Raw genomic sequence first — 21,476 nt, 5'->3', positions numbered from 1 at the left:
AAATAAACAGGAGAAATAATGGAAGAAAAGAAAAAAGGATTTTTTTCAAGGCTTGTAGAAGGACTTACAAAAACAAGAAATGCCGTAGTCAGCGGAATAGAGAATGTATTCTTAGGCTATGAAGTAATAGATGAGGACTTCTATGAGGAACTTGAAGAGACTCTTATTATGGGAGATATCGGAATCAGAGCTTCTACAGATATTATAGAGGAGCTTAGAAAGAGAGTAAAAGAGGAACGTCTAAACTCGCCTGCACAGTGCAGAGAGGTACTTATTGATACGATAAAAAGAAAAATGGATTTGGGCGAGAATGCCTATGAGTTTGAAAACAGAAAATCTGTAGTATTTGTAATCGGTGTGAACGGTGTCGGAAAGACCACATCTGTAGGAAAACTTGCAAGTCAGCTTAAAAATGACGGAAAAAAAGTGTTGGTGGTGGCAGCCGATACTTTTAGGGCGGCGGCTATAGAACAGCTTGAAGAGTGGACTAAAAGAGCCGGAGTGGATATAATAGCACAGAATGAGGGTTCAGACCCCGGTGCTGTAGTATTTGATGCCTGTAAGGCGGCTAAGGCAAGAAACACGGATGTAATGATAGTTGATACCGCCGGAAGACTTCACAATAAGAAAAATCTTATGGAAGAGTTAAAAAAGATAAATAAGATAATAGAAAGAGAATATCCGGATGCCTACAGGGAGACATTGGTGGTGCTTGACGGTACCACAGGTCAAAATGCGCTTGAACAGGCAAGGGCATTTAATGAAGCGGCAAATATAACGGGTATTATACTGACAAAGCTTGACGGAAGTGCAAAAGGCGGTATAGCGGTTGCGATACAGGCGGAGCTTTCCATTCCGGTAAAGTATATCGGTGTAGGTGAGAAAATAGATGATCTGCAAAAGTTCAATTCAAAAGAATTTGTAGATGCACTCTTTAGTAATGAGTAAGATAAGGCTGTCTAAAAAAGAAGCGAGGCAATAAGTAATGAAGGAATTTACATTGGAAAAATTTGAAGAGGCAAGTGAGCTTGTACAAAAGGTGACATCAGAGACAAAACTTGTATTTAGCGAGTTTTTCTCGGAACAGTCAGGAAATAAGGTATATTTCAAGCCTGAAAATATGCAATATACAGGAGCATATAAGCTTAGAGGAGCATACTATAAGATTTCAACACTTTCCGATGAGGAAAAAGCAAAAGGAATTGTGACAGCTTCAGCCGGAAACCATGCACAGGGAGTAGCATATGCTGCAAAACTGGCTAAAATAAAGGCTACAGTATTTATGCCTACAACAACACCTCTTATAAAGATAAACAGAACCAAAAACTACGGTGCAACCGTAGAACTCTACGGTGATGTATTTGATGAGGCCGCCACAAAGGCTATGGAGTATGCAAAGGAGAGCGGTGCTACATTTGTACATCCGTTTAATGACCTTACAGTGGCTACAGGGCAGGGCAGTATTGCAATGGAGATAATCAAAGAATTACCTACGGTGGATATTATACTTGTACCTATAGGTGGAGGCGGACTTTGTGCCGGAGTGGCAACACTTGCAAAGATGTTAAATCCGAATATTCATGTAATAGGTGTAGAGCCTGAGAATGCCGCCTGTATGAAGGCATCTGTCAAAGAAGGGCATATAGTTACATTACCTTCAGCAAACACTATTGCAGACGGTACGGCGGTAAAGACACCCGGAGATAAGTTATTTAATTATGTTAAAGAGAATGTGGACGATATAATCACAATCAATGACAATGAGCTTATAGTATCATTCCTTGATATGGTGGAGAACCATAAGATGATAGTAGAAAATTCAGGTCTGCTTACAGTGGCGGCATTAAAGCACCTTGATGTAAAGGGAAAGAAGATTGTTGCTATTTTAAGCGGCGGAAATATGGATGTTATCACAATGGCATCACTTATACAGCATGGACTTATTGCCAGAGACAGAATATTTACAGTATCCGTATTGTTGCCGGATAAGCCGGGCGAGCTTGCAAAGGTGGCCGATTTGCTTGCAAGTGAAAGAGGAAATGTTATTAAGCTTGAGCATAATCAGTTTATCAGTATAAACAGAAATGCGGCTGTAGAGCTTAGAATCACTATAGAAGCTTACGGAACGGAGCATAAGGAGCAGATAGTTGAAAGACTTAATAAAGAGGGTTACAGGCCGAAACTTGTAAGAAGCAAAGGAACATATAATGCTTGATGAAAAAGTGAATATAGATATTAGCGAATTTTTAAAAACAGTAAATTTTAAAACTAATATAATATATTTTATAAAATGGGGGATATTTTCAATCATAATAGGAGTAGTTGTAGGACTTGCAGGAGCCAGCTTCGGACATGTTATAAGTTTTGCAACCGAATTTTGGCAAAGCCACAACTATACACTCTATCTCTTACCTTTATTCGGACTTATAATTGCGGCACTGTATCACTTTATAAATGCTGACAATCCGAGAGGAACAAACTGGGTAATAGACTCTATATCCTCAGGTGAGACTATACCGCTGAAGATGGCACCTGCTATATATATTTCTTCCTTTTTGACACATTTGGGTTGTGGAAGTGCAGGCAGAGAGGGTGCGGCCCTACAGATAGGCGGAAGCCTCGGAAACTTTATAGGCAGGAAGTTAAAGCTTGGACAAACTTCATTTTCAGATAAGGCGGATATAAATATTGCAATAATGTGTGGAATGGCATCCTGCTTTTCCGCACTGTTTGGAACACCTATATCGGCATCCATATTCAGTATGGAGATATTCAGCGTGGGAGTGATGTATCATGCGGCACTTATACCATGTCTGCTTTCATCATATATTGCGGTATATGTGGCAAAGCTTGTGAATACACCTGTAGAGAAGTTTATAATGCAAAGAGCTCCCGAGTGGAACTTCAAACTTATAGGGTTTATGATACTTCTTGCCGCACTTACAGCTATGGTTGCAATACTTTTTTCAGTGGTAATGCATGAAAGTGCAAATATTTATAAAAAATATTTTAAAAATCCGTATATTAGGATTGTAGTTGCGGCAATTTTATTTATAATATTAACTATACTCTCAGGAAGCAGAGACTACAACGGCGGAGGCTTTTGGCTGATTGAAAAAAGCATGAGCGGAAATGTCAGATATGAGGCATTTCTTATGAAGATTCTTTTTACTGCGGTAGTAATGGGAGGAGGCTTCAAAGGAGGAGAGATAGTTCCTACATTCGTTATAGGTGCGACTTTCGGAGGTGCTTTTGCCAGATTTTTCGGACTGCCATATGAATTATGTACCGCATGCGGTATGATTGCCTGTTTTGTAGGAGTTACAAACTGTCCTATAGCTTCTATCTTTATGGGTATTGAATTTTGTGGTAGCCTTGGGGTAAACTATTATGCTATAGTAGTAGGAGTAAGTTTTGTATTGTCAGGCTATTATGGACTGTACAGTTCACAAAAGTTTGCGTATTCAAAAACTGAGGCAAGATATGTCGGCTCGGATGCAGTGAGTATTAGAAAGAAAAGACAAAATAGTTAGGAGGATTTTATGGCTATATTTGAAGGAGCAGGTGTTGCACTTGTTACACCTATGAATGAGGATCTAAGCGTAAATTATAATAAACTGGAAGAAATACTTGAGGAGCAAATCGCAGGGGGTACAGATGCAATTATATCCTGCGGTACTACAGGAGAGGCATCTACTCTTACAGTTGAAGAGCATTTGGATGTAATAAAGAAAACAATTGATATAGTGAATAAGCGAATTCCGGTAGTTGCAGGCACAGGTTCAAATTCCACAGAGACGGCGATAGAGTTTTCAAAGGAGGCAAAAAAGTATGGTGCAGACGGTGTATTGGTAGTTTCACCATATTATAATAAGGCAACACAAAACGGTCTTATTAAACACTTCAGTTCTATTGCACAGGCAATTGATATTCCTGTTATTCTTTACAATATACCGGGCAGAACAGGAGTGAATATCGAGCCGGATACTATTGCCTATCTGGTAAATAATGTAGAGAATATAGTCGGCGTAAAAGAGGCAAGCGGTAATTTCTCAAATGCAATAAAAACTTTAAGACTTTGCCCGCAGATAGATATGTATTCAGGAAATGACGACCAGGTGGTCGCACTTATGAGTATAGGTGCAAAGGGAGTTATATCGGTACTGTCAAATGTGGCACCGAGACAGACTCATGAAATGTGCCAAGCCGCACTTGACGGAGATATATTTAAAGCAAGAAAGATGCAAATAGAGGCACTTGATGTTATTATCAATTTGTTTACAGAGGTGAACCCTATACCTGTAAAGGCCGCTATGAATCTTCAGGGAAAGAATGTAGGACCGCTAAGACTTCCGCTTACACAAATGGAGAAAGCACATGAAGAAGTTTTGGCTAAGGCTATGAAGGAGTACGGTATTTTATAATGATTAAGGTTATATTAAACGGTGCAAACGGCGCTATGGGTAAGGTGGTAGCCGAACTTGTGGCGTCAGATGAAAATATGGAGATAGTTGCGGGTGTAGATCTAAATACCGATACAAAATCAGTTTTTCCGATATTTGATGATATAAGAAAGATTGATATAGAGGCGGATGCCGTTATCGACTTTGCCTCTGTAAAAGCTGTTGACAACCTGCTTGATTTTATAGAGGAGAAAAAGATTCCGGCAGTAATCTGTACTACAGGACTTAGTGATGCACAGATTGACAGAATAAAAGAACTTTCATCGGCAACCCCTATTCTTCGCTCTGCAAACATGTCACTTGGAATCAATATATTGTCAAAGGTATTGGCTGATATAGCTCCGACACTAAGGAAAGCAGGCTTTGATATAGAGATAGTGGAGGCACATCACAGAAGAAAACTTGATGCGCCGAGCGGAACCGCAATTTTGCTTGCAGATGCTGTAAATAAAAATATGGATGAAAAGCTTGAATATACTTATGACAGAAGCAAAAGACATGAGCCGAGAAAAGATGATGAAATAGGCCTGTCATCTGTAAGAGGCGGTACAATAGTAGGTGACCATGATGTTATATTTGCAGGTGAAGATGAAGTGATTTCATTTAACCATAGAGCGTACTCCAGAAAGATTTTTGCAAACGGTGCAATATCCGCCGCAAAATTCTTAGTCGGAAAGTCAAAAGGGCTATATGATATGAGTGATGTAATCAAATAAAAGTCTATCATTTTGACTGCTGTTTCAGGTAATCACTAATCTGATTGCCGTATTTAGAGGTGGATATGAAGATTTTAGGGATTATTGCGGAATATAATCCTTTTCATATGGGACATAGATATCAAATAAAAAGAGCTAAGGAAGTTTCAGGTGCGGACTATGTAATAGCAATAATGAGCGGTAACTATGTGCAAAGGGGCGCTCCGGCTGTTTTTGAAAAGAGCGTAAGAACAAAGACTGCACTGAATGCCGGCATAGATGCAGTCTTTGAAATCCCGAGTTTTTTTAGCGGAGCAAGTGCATCTGACTTTGCACAGTTTGGTATAAGTCTGCTTGATATACTGGGAGTTGACTATATATCATTTGGTGCGGAAAATGATAACCGTAAGCTTTTAGATACGATATCGGATATTTTACTTGAAAAACAAACAGAGCTGTCTATAAAAAAATATATAAAATCGGGATTAAACTATGCCAAGGCAAGACATAGTGCAATAATGGACGGTGGATTTGGTGATGTAATTCAAGACGGGCAAAAAGCATTTCAGATAAAAGAGATACTTTCATCTCCCAATAATATACTTGCAGTAGAATATCTTAAAAATATAAAGCTTATAAACTCAAATATAAAGCCGATAATAATAGGTAGAAGCGGGAGCGGATATCATAAAAAAGATATGGAAAAGGACAAATTTGCTTCCGCCACAGCTATAAGAAATGAACTGTTTAAAGCAAGAGAAAGCAGTAATTATAATATATTTTGTAACGATAAATTTATAAATGTGATACCTAAAGAAAATATAGATATTCTAAATTCCACAGGGGCAATATTTGAAGATGATTTTTTGTTTACGGTACAAAGGAATTTTTTGGATAAAATATATACCGGAGAGGAGCTGAATTCATACTGTGATGTATCGAATGAACTGGCAAATACAATAAAACAAAATATAAATGAGATTAAAAGCAAGAGTTTTGAAGATTTTATTTTAAGCTTAAAGAGTAAGAATTTTACTTATACAAGGATAAGCAGAGCAATCTTTCATATCCTTTTAAATCATAAAAAGAAGGAACTTAAAGAGATTAAAATGGAGAGTGATATAGCTGCTTACCCGGTACTGCTCGGTTTTAAAAAGTCCGCTGTCAGGCTTTTATCTGAATTAAAATTAAGAAGTAGAAAGCCTGTTATCAGCAAGATGAGCAGTGCAAAAAAACTCTTAAGTGAAATAAGTCTTAAAATATTTGAAAATAATATATATTGTGACTTCTTATATAACTCAATATATTTTGAAAAGTATGGCAAGAATCCTTATAATCCATATAGAAGGAGAATGGTCATTTTATAATTTTAACTTGCCAAAATTACTGTCTGATGTTAAAGTATCATTTAGTAAAACAGACGGTCGCACAAATGTGAGGAAAGTCCGGGCTTTATAGGGCAGGATGCCGGATAACATCCGGTAGAGGCGACTCTAAGGAAAGTGCAACAGAAAATAACCGCCGAAAGGTAAGGGTGAAAAGGTGGTGTAAGAGACCACCGCTTGTATGGTAACATAAAAGGCAGTGTAAACCCCATCCGAAGCAAGACCGAAGCGAATAGGGCTGCCCGTCCGATATTCAGGTAGGTTGCTAGAGCCTTGTGGTAACATAAGGACCAGATAGATGACCGTTTAATACATAACCCGGCTTATGTTTTGCTTAGGCTCCGCTTCGGAGTCTATTTTATTGCAAAAACACCGGTTGTATATTGATTGCATAAAGAAAAGATGCATATTATAATATAAGAAACGGCATAAGTATAGAATATTAAATTTACAATATTTTGACATATTAGACCGGATGCTTTATATGATGAGAAAATAAGTCTTATTGTCTGTCATATAAGGGTAATTGTGGGAGGAAAATTGTATAAAAAATTAATGATTTTTATATGTATGGTTCCTGTACTTATATCATGCAACAAGGTTTCAGATTCCAATATATCAAACAAAGATATTATTTCATACTGTACAGGAGATATAGACTCTGACGGAACCTACGAATTGATAGCTGTAAATGACGGCGGAGAGAGAAAAAAACTGCCTACAAAAGAGGCTTATGGGAAATTTGTTGAAATATATAAAGAATTTACTATAGATGACGGTAAGATAATATTGGGGAGTGAACCGGATTACAGTTTTGATTTTTCAAATATGAAACCGTCAAAAGTGCAACTTGGAGATGTTGACGGAGACGGCAAATTAGATATAAGTATTGTGATGTATAAAAAAGTAAAGTTTCATAATGCATTAGCTAAGAGACCTTTTTTTTATAATTTTAAGTACGGAAAACTGGTACCGCTTTGGTTGGGATCAAGACTCTCAAGACCGTTTGACGATTTTAAGTTAGCAGATATCGATAATGACAAAGTATCGGAGATTATTTCAATAGAAGAACTTGAAGACAAGAACAGAGTTTTGGCAGTATATAAATGGAACGGATTCGGTTTTGATTTATTTATACAAAGCCATGAAGAATTTAAAAAACTTATGTTTGATAGCACTGTCACAGAGATAAAACTGATTGCCGACGGAAAAGAAAGAGAGGTGAAGTTTATAGACGGAAAAATATTAATTGAATAGTGTTTGAGTATAAATGCAAGGGAGAAATGTATGAAGAAAGAAGTTTTATCAATGGTGATAGCCATGGGACTGATTGTAACTTCCTGTGGATATACCATAAAAGTTAAAATAAACAACAGTGATGATAAAGTAAAAGTTGCAACGGGAAATAAGGACGACACAGACGATAAAAAAAGTGATAAAGCTTTGGCAAAAAGTTTGGGATATGAGTTGCCGAAGCTTGAGTTTTATTCAGGAAACGGAGAGTATACTCCGCTTGAGGTAAGGGCAAATGTTCCCGATATAAAGGTAGAGAGTAATCTGTCCAATATAGAAAACATTGATAAATTCGGAAATCTGAATGCTACACAAAGAGCGATGATTGAAAAAAACGGCTTCGTCGTAAATCCTACAGACAGCGGACAGCTGTTTTATATATATGAGAGCAATACATACAATAAGATACCGAGCTTTATAAGTACAGATTCAGTGTTGCAATTATATCATATATTCTATGACTATACGCTTAGAGAAACTGAGGAAGAAAAACTATATGCAGAGCTGAAGCAACTTAATACAAATATGGTAAATATTCTGTCTCAAAAGTATAATGAGGCGGATAAAGCTGATGAAAAGGCGATTGTGGGAAGAACATTGGCATATTTTGCACTATGTGAAAAACTCTTAAAACAAGACAGAAGTGATTTGCCGGAAGAAATAGAAAGTATTGTAGAGAAGGAATATTCAAATATAAAGTCGGAGACTGAAAATCACTCAGATATAGCAGGTACAGATGTTGATTATAGCCTTTTTAAGGTGAGAGGGCATTATACAAGAACCGATACATTAAAGGAATATTTTGAAGCAATGAGTGTGTATGGAGTTGTACCTTTTGTCCTTTATGATTCTTACGGGAAAAGAGATGAGGAAGGTGCATATATGTCAATTATATCTACTAAAGCTTTACAAGAACTGCCAAAGGAAAAAGGAACGGATTTATGGGAAGATATATATGCTATAACGGAGTTTTTTGTCGGAAGCACAAATGATATAAATCCGCTTGAGTTTGGTGAGATTATCAAACAGGCTTATGGGAAAATGCCTGAAGTTTCGGATATAGCTGCCGGAATGGATAAACTGTATGATGAACTTAATAAGGTAAAGGTTGCAAGAATAAAAAATCCTTCTATAGGGCTGTGCTTCAGATTTATGGGACAAAGATATATTCCCGACTCCGAGATACTTAGCAGACTTTCAAATGAAAAGAGACCTTTTCCAAGCGGACTTGATGTAATGGCTGTGCTTGGTTCAGAGAGAGCTGATGAAATATTGGATTTGATGTATCATCCGTCAAAAGAATGGTCGGGATACAAAGAAGAATACAATAAAATAAAATCAGAGTTTGATGCAAGAACAATTAAAGACAAAACTGGAAATATATATAATACATGGTTATTTACATTGGAGAGTCTGAATCAAAGATTTTCTGACGGATATCCGAATTTTATGAGAAGCAGTGCTTGGGAGGATAAATCACTTTCTACGGCACTTGGAAGTTGGGCGGAACTTAGGCATGATACTATATTATACGGTGCCCAAAGCGGTGTTGAATGTGGCGGAGAAGAAGAGGAGCCGCCTGAGATTATGGGATATGTTGAGCCGAATCCTGAATTCTATAACAGACTTATTTGGCTTACAAATCAAACTATGGACGGACTGTCACAGAGAAACGGTATCAGTGAAAGTATGAAATACAAATGTCAAAATATACTTGATTTGCTTGAGTTTTTGAAAAAATGCTCTATAAAAGAACTTAACGGTGAGAAACTTACATTTGAAGAGTATGACACATTGATGACATATGGAGGAACACTGGAGTATCTAAGCAGCAGTATTGCGGAAGTTCAGGATTGGTATCAGATAAAATCGGAGGCGGGTAAACATATGGCACAGATAGCGGACATACATTCTGCAATGTCCGACAGGGAGGCGGGATACCTTGAGGTAGGTGTAGGAAATGCGGCGGAGATGTATGTGGCCGTACCTATAGAAGGAAAGTTATATTTGACAAGAGGTGCGGTATTTGACTACTTCGAGTTTGTGAATGATGAAAGATTGACAGATGAAGAGTGGCAGAGTAATATTAATAATAATTTACCTAAGAGACCGCCTTTTGTAAGTGACTACATGCAAGAGGAGAAGGGTGAGGAGCTGATAACTCCTGATAATCCTTATAGTTCAGGATGTTAAAGACCAAAAAATATATTATTGTATTTGCATTATTTATAATATGCATATTAACGATAACTCAAATATACATTAATGTTATAAAAAAAAGAGGCAGTATAGAGCTTAGTATAGTAGGTGATATTATGCTCTCAAGAGGTGTGGACAGCTATATAAGTAAAAACGGATACAGCTATCCTTATGAAAATCTGAAAAATATATTTTTGGCAGACGATCTTACAATAGTGAACCTTGAATGTCCGATAACAGAGTATGGCAGAGGGGCAAATAAACCCGAGCGATTTGTATTCAAAGCAAAAACTGAAAATGCAAATGCTATGAAAGAGGCAGGTATCGACTTGTGTAATCTTGCAAATAATCATACTATGGATTACAGATCCGAGGGACTTAAAGATACTATGGAAAATCTGTCAAGAGCAGGTATATCATATGTCGGAGCAGGTGCAAATGCAAATACGGATATGAGCTATATATTTGAAAAAGACGGGTTTAAAATAGGAATTTTAGCATACAGCATATTTCCTCCTGAAGGATTTGTGTATGATGAAAACAGTCCCGGTATAAACTATCTGGTTGATCATGAAGACTTAAAATCGGACAGAATCAGAGAGGATCTTAAAAACCTTAAGGCGGATTTTAAGATAATATACTTTCATTGGGGTATCGAGTATGAACCTTTTGCCGGTATAAGGCAAAAGGAGTTGGCAAGAATTGCTATAGACAGCGGTGCGGACTTCATTGTAGGAGCACATCCGCATGTAATACAGGATAAAGAGGTCTATAAGGGTAAATACATCTATTACAGCCTTGGAAATTGTATATTTGATAAACAAATACCTAAGGGCAGTGATGAGGGACTTTTGTTAAGTCTTAGTATTGATAAGTTTAAAAATATCAATATAAAAGAAAAGAGATTTAAGATAAAATTGGGTCAACCAAATTTTAATTAAATGAATTTTAAATATGGAATAGAATAAAAGGAGATTATATGAAGAAATTATTTGTTTTCAGTATGGCGGTTATGATGGCAGGGGCGATAAGCGCTTGTAATGCAGGCGGTAAAGCTGCTACCGATGCATCTACAAGCACAGAGTCACAGGCTGATTCAAAGCAGGCGGCTGCCGGCAAATCGGAAGAGTCAAAAAAGGAAGATGTAAAGTTTCCGGAATTTAATGCAAAGACTGTAGAGGGTGATGAAATCGGCAGTGATGTATTTAAAGACAGTAAGCTTACAGTTGTTAATGTATGGGGAAGCTGGTGCGGACCATGTGTACAGGAGATACCGGAGTTACAAAAACTTTCAGAGAATATGAAGGACAAGAATGTAAAAGTTATCGGAATGGCACAGGATGCAGGAAGCGATTTTCAGGCTGTAAAGGAGATACTTGATAAGAACAAGGTGACATATCAAAATATTATTCCTTCAGGTACAACAGAGGAATTTGTTATGAGTCTTCAAGCTTTTCCGACCACCTTCTTTGTAGATTCAGAAGGAAAGATACTGTATGCAATACAGGGATCTAAAAATCTTGAAGGATTTACACAGATAATAGAAGATTTATTAGCTAAAATGTAATATTAACAGAGGAATGGGGACTAACCGGCTACAGTATACCCCATTCCTCTGTTTGTTTTTATAGCATCACTTCCAAGTTTTCTTCTGATAGCCGCGATATGTACCTTAATAACATTTGATGCATCATTTCCGTTCATATCAATATTGTGTTCAAGAAGTTCACCGGCAGAAACCAGCCTTCCTTTATTAAGGCAAAGATACTCAAATATGGCATATTCCTTTGGAGTAAGTGAAATGACTTCGCCATCCTTTTCCACCTGCTTTTTATTGAGGCAGAGTATTATGTTTTGAGAGTCAAGTCTTATACAGTCATCATTCTTATTATATGAAGTGCGAAACAATGCTCTTATCCTTGCTTCAAGTTCTTTAAAGTGAAACGGCTTTACAAGGTAGTCGTTGGCACCGAGGTCAAGCCCAAGCACTTTATCATTCAGTGTATCTCTGGCGGATAAAATAATAACCTTACTGTCCGCATCATCCTCTCTGATAGCCTTTAAGACTTCAAGTCCGTCAAGTTTAGGCATATTCAGATCAAGTATCACAAGATCATACTTTGATTCAAAATAAAGCGAAAGAGCTTCCTCTCCGTCCACTGCGGTATCCACATAGTAGTTCAGCTTGCGAAGTCCCTTTGCAAGCCCGTTTAAGATATCTTCTTCATCTTCACATATTAAAATTCGCATAATACCTCCCCGGTGTAAATAAACAAGTCACTATATATTTCAGCTTCCGGTTAAGTATATCAATTAAACGAATCAATCTCAATACCCATATTTATATCTTAGTATCTTATTCTTACAAAATTTTTGAAAGAAAAAATCAGTATAATATCATATAATTGAAAAAAGTAAATTAAACAGGTATAAGATATGATGTAAACGGATAAATAATGAAACTAAAAACAAATATTTAAATATAAAATACAAAAACATTAACATATACTTAAAATGTATCAAAGTTTTGATTGAATAAATCATAAAGCACTGTATAATAGTAAGAGGCAATAAATGAAGCTTAATAATAAAGTAAACAAAAATAAATAAATATGAAAGATATTGAACATGTAACTGATATCCATGCTCATTTTATATATGGTGTGGATGATGGAGCAAGGACATTGGAAGAGTCCTTAGAGCTTATAAAGATGGCGACAGAACAGGGAGTGAAAAAGATAATTGCAACTCCACATACTATGCCGGAACTTACAAGCACCGAGATAGCAAAAAAACTGAATATAATAAAGGCTAAAGTGAGGGAAGCAAATATTGACTGTGAACTTTATACAGGTCAGGAGATATTTTATTCCGAGAAGGCTATAGAATATTTGAAAAGCGGCAGATACCTTACACTTGCAGACAGTAAATATATACTTGTAGAGTTTGATCCGAATATCAGCTACGGATATATAAAGATGGCGACAAGGGATATTATATTTGCGGGATTTTTGCCGGTATTTGCACATGTAGAACGCTACCAATGTCTACAAAAGGAACATAGACTTGATATGATAAGAGACATGGGTGCAATGTTTCAAATGAACTATACAAGTATAGATGGGGGGATTTTTAACAAAAATACAGTTATGTGTAAAAATATGATAAAAAACGGCTATATATCGTTTATGGCAACAGATATGCACAGAGTAGGTGAAAGGGAACCGAAGGTTACAAAGGCACTGCTGTGGATATCAAAAAATGCTTCCAAGTACTTTGAAGAATTAACATATGAAAATGCCGACAATATTATTACAAGGAGAATGGATTAAACAGATGGATGAGAGAATGACAAACGAGGAGACGGAAGTAGACTTACTTGAATTATTTTTTATTCTAAAAAGAAAATGGTGGATGATTTTACTTGCAGGAGCGGCGGGTTTTGCTATAGCAACAGCTTTCAGCATTTTTTGTATCACACCGCAGTATCAGTCCACATCACAGCTATATGTACTGTCAAAGGAGACTACACTGAATTCACTGGCGGATCTTCAGATAGGCAGTCAGTTGACTAAAGACTACAAGGTTATGATAAACAGCAGACCTGTACTTGAAGAAGTAATAGAAAAGCTGGGACTCAATATCAACTATAAGCAACTTAGAGGAAAGTTAAAGATTGATAATCCGCCCGATACAAGAATACTGTCATTGACAGTTACAGATCCGAATCCCCAAAATGCAATGGAGATAGTTAATCAGATAGCCGCCTCATCTTCAAAGTATATAGGAGATCTGATGGAGGTGGTACCGCCTAAGATTATAGAACTTGGAATAGTACCTGAAGAAAAATCAAGCCCAAGCATAAAGAAGAATGCGGTAATGGGAGGATTTTTCGGAGTTTTCTTAGTGACAGGCATTATCATTGCAATAGAATTGTTGGATGATACTATAAAGAGCGAAGAAGATTTGGAAAATAACTTAGGGCTTATAGTGCTTGCCAGTTTGCCCGAGTATAAGAAAAAGTGACTTTAGAGGGAAGAAAGATGGAAATATTTTTCGATATAGACGAAACAGAAAAAGGATTTTTATATGAGGAATCCATGAGGATGCTTAGAACCAATCTTCAGTTCTCAGGCAGTAATCTGAGAGTAATACTTTTTACAAGCTCGATTCAGGATGAAGGAAAATCCGAGACGAGTTTTCAGCTTGCAATAAGCTTTACAAAGCTTGATAAAAAGGTTTTATACATTGATGCGGATATGAGAAAATCAGTGTTTACGACCAAGCATAAGATAAGCGAAGAGGTTCAGGGGCTTAGCCAATTTTTAAACGGACTTAACACTGAAGATATCATATATAAGACCAATATAAAAAATCTGAATGTGGTTTTTGCAGGTCCATATGCTCCGAATCCTGCAGAACTTTTATATGATATAAAATTGGACGAATTTATAAAAAGGCAACGCCTTAACTATGACTATATCATTATTGACGCTCCGCCGCTTGCAAATATAGTAGATGCGGCAATTATCGGAAGATGTGTTGACGGTGCGGTGATAGTGGTAAAGAGTGCTACCGTAAGTCAAAGAGTGGTAAAAAAAGTAAAAGACCAGTTGGAAAAAGTGAATTGTAAAATAATAGGTGTAGTATTAAATGGGGTTGAGATGAAAAAAGACAGCTACCACTATAAATATTATGATTACTACAGTAATAAAAAATGAAAACGGAAGCAAAAAAGAAAATATTTGCATTCATTATACTGACGGTATTTGCAATAATAATTACAGCCGTAAATATATGGCAGAACAATAAAGATAAGGTAATAGCTACAAAATTAAGTCAAAAAGCCGATATATCTATGGAAACAGATAGGCTTAATCGAAATGGAAGAGTCTATAGAAGAAAAAGTTATGTAAAAGCTATACTTGTTCTTGGAATAGATTCAAGTGTGGATATGCATTATGTACAGGATGCAGGCTCGGGCGGACAGGCTGACAGTATCGGACTGATAGCTTGGGATACGGAAAGAGATAAATTAAGTATGATAATCATACCAAGAGATACTATGACATATATACCTGTAACAGATGTCGGAGGAGGGATTATAGGCAATACCTTACAACATATTACTATGGCATTTTCTTTTGGAGACGGCAATGAAATAAGTGCAGATTTTATGAAGGAATCTGTAAGTAATCTTTTTGACGGACTACATATAGACCGGTATTTTGCAATGAATACTATGGCTATTGAGAAGGTAAATGATGCGGTTGGAGGAGTGGATGTAACGGTACCGTATGACGGAATGGAAAAGGTGGATGCCTCCTTTATAAAGGGCAATACGGTTACATTAAATGGGGAGAAGGCGGAAAAATTTTTGAGATTCAGAGATACAAATAAAGACTTTTCCGCTATTACAAGAATAGAAGCACATAAGGAGTATCTAAGAGCATATCAGATGAAATTAAAGCAGTTTAAAGGCGATTCAATTGTTGAAAAAATATTAAGTGATATTGAACCGTACTGTTACAGCGATATGCAAAAAGATATGATTTTAAAACTTGGTGCCTGTGCAATGACGGATGACGGATTTAATGCAAACAGAATATATGTGCTTGAAGGTGAAAATAAAAAAACAGAACTTTATGATGAGTTTTATGCAGACCATGATAAGGCAATGGATAAAATTATTGAGTTATTTTACACAGAAGAATAGATTAAGAAAGGAATGTAGGTATGAAAAAAAAGGGTATAGTGGTGTTATCATGCATATTGTCAATGGCAATGACAGTGGGAGTGTTTGCCGCTACAAGTATACATGGCGGCATAGGCTCTAAAATAAGCGGGATAATAAGAGGTAACGGAAGTCAAAACAACGGAAGCAGTAAGATTGTAAAAAGAGGAGTTACAAAAAATGCCGACAAGGAACAATCATATACAACAGCGGTGCATTTTGTCGGTGCATCAGATGGGGGACATGCTACAACTGCCGCTCCCGGAAGTGAGACCAAGGGACTTCCTGAGAAAATAGTGGCAAATATAAACAGTATAAACTCAGGTGAGAGTGTAAGTGAAACAACAGGATTGAAAAACCTTGCAGGATACAAGGCAATGGATAAGACTGCTGCAATAATTACTACTGACGACAAAGGGAAAATAGCTGATGTACCGACCAGGCTTACATTATATGTCCCTAATATAGTAGAGGATAAGGATATAAAGGTAGTAGCTTATTCCAACATTACAGGGAAATGGTCTGAGGTACCGGTGCATGGTATAAATTATCAGAAAAAAACTATAGATATTACAGTAAACGGTTCATCCACAGTTTGTGTAATATATAAATAATATTTAATAAGACAATTGGTGGGGGAATAATGCAAGAACAGAATTTTAAACTGAAATACTTAAATGGGGCGGTTATTATACTACTTATCTATGATATGATTGCTGTAAATTTTTCATATCTTATAGGATTGTGGCTGCGTTTTGACTTACAGTTTTCACATATTGAAAGTAATTATTTGTATGCATGGGTGAAATTCATTCCGATATATACTCTTATATCTTTAGTTACATTTATTGTACTCAAGCTCTATAGAAGTATATGGAAGTTTGCCGGTTATACTGAATTAAAGCATGTAATGTGTGCAAGTATAGTAACAGGATTATTACATACATTATTTATTACATTGCTTTTTGAGAGAATGCCTATTTCATATTATATTTTAGGTACAATAATACAGTTTTTAGCAGTGATCGGAAGCAGGTTTTCCTATCGCTTTGTGTTATTGCTTCGTGCAGAAAGAGAAAATGTGCAAAGAACAAAGGGAAATGTATCAAAAGTAATGATAGTAGGTGCCGGCAATGCAGGCAAACTGCTTTTACGTGATATCAAAAGAAGCAAAGACAGCAATGACAGTGTGGTATGCTTTGTAGATGATGACAGAAAAAAATGGGGAAGAACAGTTGACAATATACCGGTAGCAGGAGGAAGAGAACATATATTATACAATGTAAAACATTATGGTATAGATAAGATATATGTGGCAATGCCAAGCAGCACACCTGAAGAACTTAGCGATATTCTAAATATTTGCAAGGAGGCTGACTGCGTACTGAAGAATTTGCCGGGGATATGTCAGCTGGCAAACGGAAAAGTAAAGATAAGAGATCTGAAGGATGTAAATATTGAAGATCTATTGGGCAGACCGCCTATAAAAGTAAATTTGGATGAGATATTCAATTATCTGAACGGAAAGACTATTATGGTAACAGGCGGAGGCGGTTCTATAGGAAGTGAGCTGTGCAGGCAGATTGCGGCACATTCACCGAAGAGACTTATAATATTTGATATATATGAGAATAATGCCTATGAGATAGAACAGGAACTTTTGATGAAATATCCTGAATTAAGCCTTGATACCATAATAGGTTCGGTGAGAGATTTAAGGAAGCTTGAACAGGTATTCAGTACATATAAACCTGATGTTGTATACCATGCCGCAGCACATAAACATGTTCCGCTTATGGAAGACAGTCCATGTGAGGCTATAAAAAATAATGTGATGGGAACATATAATACGGCACTTGCAGCATTACACAATAATTGTAAACGCTTTGTACTTATATCTACAGACAAGGCAGTCAACCCTACAAATGTTATGGGTGCCAGTAAGAGAATGTGTGAGATGATTATACAGACCTTTGCAAGGAAAGTAAAATCAGGAAAGGTAAATGACCTTAGACCTATTACGGGACAGAAGGATAAGAGAATCATAGATATGGATGATTATTATTACAGTACTTCCGATAATCCTGCTACAGAGTTTGCGGCGGTACGCTTCGGAAATGTACTTGGAAGTAACGGTTCAGTGATACCGAAGTTCAAAAAACAGATAGATGCGGGCGGACCTGTGACGGTCACACATCCTGATATTATCAGATATTTTATGACAATATCAGAGGCCGTATCACTGGTACTACAGGCAGGAAACTATGCAAAGGGCGGAGAAATATTTGTGCTGGATATGGGTACTCCGATAAAAATTGATACAATGGCAAGAAATCTGATAAGATTGTCAGGTCTTCGTCCTGATATAGATATCAAGATAGAGTATTCAGGCCTTCGTCCGGGAGAGAAGCTCTTTGAAGAGAGATTGATGTCTGAAGAGGGGCTTGAGACCACACCGAACAAGCTGATAAGTATAGGTAAACCGCTTGACTTTGACGAAGACAATTTCCTACGACAGTTGAAATCACTCTCGGTATATATGGGTGAGAACAGCGGAAATATCAGAGATTATATCAAAAGGATTGTGACAACATATCATACAGCACAGGTTGACAGTATAAACAGTGAATTATTTGATAATAAAAAAGAAACCACAAATGTATTACACCATGAAGACTTACCGCAGGCGGCAAATTGATTTTATCAACTTAAGAAGCTTACAGGAGAGGCCTTGTAGGCTTTTTTGTCTGTAAAGATATTGCCATGTTGTAAATCTCTAAAAAGAGGTAAAAGATGTTTAAGAAAGATAAGGTATTTGAAAAATTTGAAAAAAGAGTCTGGCTAAGCAGTCCTACTATGCATGGGGATGAACTTGAGTATATGAAAGAAGCTTATACTTCAAACTGGATGTCAACAGTCGGTGAGAATATCAATGAAGTGGAAAAAAAAGTTTGTGAGTATACAGGTTCAAAATATGCAGTCGCACTGTCGGCAGGAACCGCAGCACTTCATCTGGCAATAAAGACGGCAGGAATAAATGTATATGGTATGCCGAAGTCGGGAGCAAATGTGCTGGACGGTAAAAGAGTGTTTTGCTCTGATATGACATTTGCCGCAACAGTAAACCCGGTGGTATATGAAGGTGGAGAACCGGTATTTATAGATAGTGAATATGATACATGGAACATGGATCCCGAAGCTTTAGAAAGGGCATTTGAAATATATCCCGATGTGAAGATAGTGGTAGCGGCACATCTATATGGCACACCCGGAAAAATAGAAGAGTTAAGAAAAATAATAAAAGCACATAATGCCGTCTTGGTTGAAGATGCGGCGGAATCTCTGGGTGCTACATATAAGGGCAAGCAGACAGGTACCTTCGGCAACTACAATATACTTTCATTCAACGGCAACAAGATAATTACAGGAAGCAGTGGAGGTTGTTTTCTTACAGATAATAAGGAAGCCGCAAAAAAGGTAAGTAAGTGGTCAACACAGTCAAGAGAGGCCGCATTCTGGTATCAACATGAAGAAATCGGCTATAACTATCGCATGAGCAATGTTATTGCAGGTGTAGTAAGAGGGCAATTGCCACACCTTGATGAACATATAGCAAAGAAGAGGGCTATATATGAAAGATATAAGGAAGGACTGAAAGACTTACCGCTGTCAATGAATCCGTTTGATAAAGAGAATTCAAATCCGAACTTTTGGCTTTCATGCCTTCTGATAGACAGTGATGCTATGTGCAAGCAGGTAAGAAGTGAAAATGACACATGTTATATTCAGGAAGAAGGCAGGACCTGCCCGACAGAAATCTTGGAAGAACTTGCAAAAATCAATGCCGAATGCCGTCCGATATGGAAACCGATGCATATGCAACCTATATACAGGATGAATCCTTTCATTACAAAAAACGGAAGCGGAAGAGCAAAAACAAATGCCTATATATCAGGAGAAAACATAGATATCGGTATGGATATATTTAGAAGAGGGCTGTGTCTGCCAAGTGATATAAAGATGACAGAGGATGAACAGGCAAAGGTAATTGAAGTAATAAGGAGTTGTTTTGGGTAAGTATCAAAGAGGTTTATAGTGTTAAGAATAAACAAAAATGGAATGATTACAAAAATACTTGTAAAAGTACTTATAATTACAGATAAAATTATAAGTACTAATAAAAAGAAAAATACATGTAGAGTTAAGTATAGTAATCTACAATATAGAAGAATAAGTTTTTATGAGAAATACATAAAAAGAATATTTGATATCATTTGCTCTGTTTTAGCGATTATAGTATTTTGGTGGCTATATGTCATTATCGCTATATTGGTGCGAATAAAACTCGGTAGTCCTATATTATTTACTCAATATCGCCCGGGAATAATTGATCAAAGGACAGGTAAAGAAAAAATATTTAAATTGTATAAGTTTAGAACAATGATAGATAAGAGAGATAGTAATGGAGAATTGTTGCCGGATAATCTCAGAATGACAAAGTTTGGAGCATGGCTTAGATCAACATCTTTGGACGAGCTACCTGAAGTTATATCAATTTTAAAGGGTGACATGTCAGTTATAGGACCAAGACCACAACTTGTAAGAGATATGGTATTTATGTCAAATAAGCAAAGAATGAGACATACTGTAAAACCCGGTCTTTCGGGTCTTGCACAGATAATGGGGAGAAATGCTATTTCATGGGATAAGAAATTAAAGTATGACTTGCATTATTTAAAACACATCTCTTTTAAAAATGATTTGTATATTCTTTTAAATACTGTAATAAAAGCTTTCTTAAAAAAAGAAGGAATTACAGAAGAAGGGAAAGTGACATCATCAGATTATGGAGATTATTTACTTTCAAATAACCAGATTAGTAGAGAAGAATATGATAAAATGCATAGGAAAGCTGAAAGAATATTGGAGAAGATAGTATGAATGAGTTGGTTTCTGTGATAATGCCGTCATATAATACTGCAAGGTTTATTGGTAATTCGATAAAATCAGTATTAAATCAGACATATACAAATTGGGAGTTAATAATTGTAGATGATTGTTCAACTGATAATACTGATGAAGTGGTAGAGAATTTTAAAGACAAGAGAATTAAATTTTTTAAAAATAAAAAAAATTATGGAGCTGCTTTGACTCGTAATAAGGCGATCAAATTAGCAAAAGGGGAATGGATTGCTTTTCTTGACTCAGATGATATTTGGATGCCTAAAAAGTTGGAACATCAGATTAATTTCATGAGAATAAATGGATATAAGTTGTCCTTTACAGAGTATGAAAAGATAGATGAAAAATCTAATTCCATGAATATTTATGTTTCAGGTCCATGTAAAGTGGATAGAAATAAAATTTACAAGTATGATTATATAGGTCAGCTTACTATGATGTATAGTGCAAAAGTATTTGGGATGATACAAATCAAGGATATAAAGAAGAATAATGATTATGCTATTTTGCTTAAATTGTTTAAGAGACCTAAGACATGTGCATATTTATTAAAAGAAAATCTGGCAAAATACAGAGTAAGGAAAGCAAGTATTAGTCATGATAAATTTATAAAGAAGTTAAAGAGTCATTATGATCTGTTTCATATATGTGATGAAAAGCAAGCAATTATTGCAATGTGGTATACATGTCGGAATATGATCTATGGGGTATTAAAGAAGATAATTTATGAAAAAAGTAGGTGATA

20 protein-coding genes and 1 other RNA gene are annotated in these 21,476 nt (G+C 36.4%); 20 read left to right on the top strand and 1 reads right to left on the bottom strand.

Annotated elements, in window-relative coordinates; translation table 11 throughout:
* The first annotated feature begins 18 nt into the window (after positions 1-18).
* The 11 genes from ftsY (at position 19) to HMPREF0381_RS09690 (ending at position 11,602) form a co-directional block, all read left to right on the top strand.
* Complete coding sequence (gene ftsY / locus HMPREF0381_RS09735; RefSeq protein WP_008751806.1) at positions 19-948, top strand: signal recognition particle-docking protein FtsY; 930 nt, start codon at positions 19-21, stop codon at positions 946-948.
* Between the two features lie 37 nt (positions 949-985).
* Entirely contained in the window at positions 986-2,215 is a 1,230-nt protein-coding gene (gene ilvA, locus HMPREF0381_RS09730; RefSeq protein WP_008751805.1) for a threonine ammonia-lyase, read from the top strand.
* Positions 2,208-3,533: a chloride channel protein gene (locus HMPREF0381_RS09725; protein ID WP_008751804.1), complete on the top strand. Its 1,326-nt coding sequence runs from the start codon at positions 2,208-2,210 to the stop codon at positions 3,531-3,533. Before ilvA ends, HMPREF0381_RS09725 begins: the two co-directional genes overlap by 8 nt.
* A gap of 9 nt (positions 3,534-3,542) precedes the next feature.
* Positions 3,543-4,424, top strand: coding sequence for a 4-hydroxy-tetrahydrodipicolinate synthase (gene dapA, locus HMPREF0381_RS09720; RefSeq protein ID WP_008751803.1), 882 nt, complete (start codon positions 3,543-3,545; stop codon positions 4,422-4,424).
* Entirely contained in the window at positions 4,424-5,179 is a 756-nt protein-coding gene (dapB, locus tag HMPREF0381_RS09715) for a 4-hydroxy-tetrahydrodipicolinate reductase (protein WP_008751802.1), read from the top strand. The genes dapA and dapB overlap by 1 nt, the downstream gene beginning before the upstream one ends.
* Before the next feature lie 65 nt (positions 5,180-5,244).
* Positions 5,245-6,525, top strand: coding sequence for a tRNA(Met) cytidine acetate ligase (locus HMPREF0381_RS09710; RefSeq protein ID WP_008751801.1), 1,281 nt, complete (start codon positions 5,245-5,247; stop codon positions 6,523-6,525).
* A gap of 41 nt (positions 6,526-6,566) precedes the next feature.
* An RNA gene (rnpB, locus tag HMPREF0381_RS14365) (RNase P RNA component class A) lies at positions 6,567-6,884 on the top strand.
* A gap of 199 nt (positions 6,885-7,083) precedes the next feature.
* The gene (locus tag HMPREF0381_RS09705; RefSeq protein ID WP_154647097.1) at positions 7,084-7,800 is read left to right on the top strand and encodes a hypothetical protein; all 717 of its coding nucleotides are present in this window, start codon (positions 7,084-7,086) and stop codon (positions 7,798-7,800) included.
* Positions 7,801-7,830: 30 nt separating this feature from the next.
* Entirely contained in the window at positions 7,831-10,029 is a 2,199-nt protein-coding gene (locus HMPREF0381_RS09700; RefSeq protein WP_008751799.1) for a DUF3160 domain-containing protein, read from the top strand.
* On the top strand, positions 10,023-10,976 hold the full coding sequence (locus HMPREF0381_RS09695; protein ID WP_008751798.1) for a CapA family protein: 954 nt from the start codon (positions 10,023-10,025) through the stop codon (positions 10,974-10,976). The genes HMPREF0381_RS09700 and HMPREF0381_RS09695 overlap by 7 nt, the downstream gene beginning before the upstream one ends.
* Positions 10,977-11,014: 38 nt before the next feature.
* Positions 11,015-11,602: a TlpA family protein disulfide reductase gene (locus tag HMPREF0381_RS09690; protein WP_008751797.1), complete on the top strand. Its 588-nt coding sequence runs from the start codon at positions 11,015-11,017 to the stop codon at positions 11,600-11,602.
* 20 nt (positions 11,603-11,622) lie between these two features.
* On the opposite strand, the gene HMPREF0381_RS09685 is transcribed toward HMPREF0381_RS09690, so the two are convergent.
* Positions 11,623-12,285, bottom strand: coding sequence for a response regulator transcription factor (locus HMPREF0381_RS09685; protein ID WP_008751796.1), 663 nt, complete (start codon positions 12,283-12,285; stop codon positions 11,623-11,625).
* A 362-nt stretch (positions 12,286-12,647) separates the two neighbouring features.
* On the opposite strand from HMPREF0381_RS09685, the gene HMPREF0381_RS09680 reads away from it, so the two are divergent.
* The 9 genes from HMPREF0381_RS09680 (at position 12,648) to HMPREF0381_RS09640 (ending at position 21,474) form a co-directional block, all read left to right on the top strand.
* Positions 12,648-13,367, top strand: a complete 720-nt coding sequence (locus HMPREF0381_RS09680) for a CpsB/CapC family capsule biosynthesis tyrosine phosphatase (RefSeq protein ID WP_008751795.1) — start codon at positions 12,648-12,650, stop codon at positions 13,365-13,367.
* 4 nt (positions 13,368-13,371) lie between these two features.
* Positions 13,372-14,061 (top strand): YveK family protein, encoded by a 690-nt coding sequence (locus tag HMPREF0381_RS09675; protein WP_008754707.1) that lies wholly within the window; start codon positions 13,372-13,374, stop codon positions 14,059-14,061.
* 17 nt (positions 14,062-14,078) lie between these two features.
* The gene (locus HMPREF0381_RS09670) at positions 14,079-14,756 is read left to right on the top strand and encodes a CpsD/CapB family tyrosine-protein kinase (protein WP_040461354.1); all 678 of its coding nucleotides are present in this window, start codon (positions 14,079-14,081) and stop codon (positions 14,754-14,756) included.
* On the top strand, positions 14,753-15,751 hold the full coding sequence (locus HMPREF0381_RS09665; RefSeq protein ID WP_008751792.1) for an LCP family protein: 999 nt from the start codon (positions 14,753-14,755) through the stop codon (positions 15,749-15,751). Before HMPREF0381_RS09670 ends, HMPREF0381_RS09665 begins: the two co-directional genes overlap by 4 nt.
* A 20-nt stretch (positions 15,752-15,771) precedes the next feature.
* Positions 15,772-16,383 (top strand): hypothetical protein, encoded by a 612-nt coding sequence (locus HMPREF0381_RS09660; RefSeq protein ID WP_008751791.1) that lies wholly within the window; start codon positions 15,772-15,774, stop codon positions 16,381-16,383.
* Positions 16,384-16,412: 29 nt separating this feature from the next.
* Positions 16,413-18,467, top strand: coding sequence for a polysaccharide biosynthesis protein (locus HMPREF0381_RS09655; RefSeq protein ID WP_008751790.1), 2,055 nt, complete (start codon positions 16,413-16,415; stop codon positions 18,465-18,467).
* A gap of 95 nt (positions 18,468-18,562) precedes the next feature.
* Entirely contained in the window at positions 18,563-19,846 is a 1,284-nt protein-coding gene (locus HMPREF0381_RS09650; RefSeq protein WP_008751789.1) for a DegT/DnrJ/EryC1/StrS family aminotransferase, read from the top strand.
* A gap of 18 nt (positions 19,847-19,864) precedes the next feature.
* Entirely contained in the window at positions 19,865-20,710 is an 846-nt protein-coding gene (locus tag HMPREF0381_RS09645; protein WP_008751788.1) for a sugar transferase, read from the top strand.
* Complete coding sequence (locus HMPREF0381_RS09640) at positions 20,707-21,474, top strand: glycosyltransferase family 2 protein (protein ID WP_008751787.1); 768 nt, start codon at positions 20,707-20,709, stop codon at positions 21,472-21,474. Before HMPREF0381_RS09645 ends, HMPREF0381_RS09640 begins: the two co-directional genes overlap by 4 nt.
* Positions 21,475-21,476: the final 2 nt, after the last annotated feature.

It is taken from the genome of Lachnoanaerobaculum saburreum DSM 3986, from assembly GCF_000185385.1.
GTDB lineage: Bacteria > Bacillota > Clostridia > Lachnospirales > Lachnospiraceae > Lachnoanaerobaculum > Lachnoanaerobaculum saburreum.
This window is presented reverse-complemented; position numbering and strand designations above follow the sequence as displayed.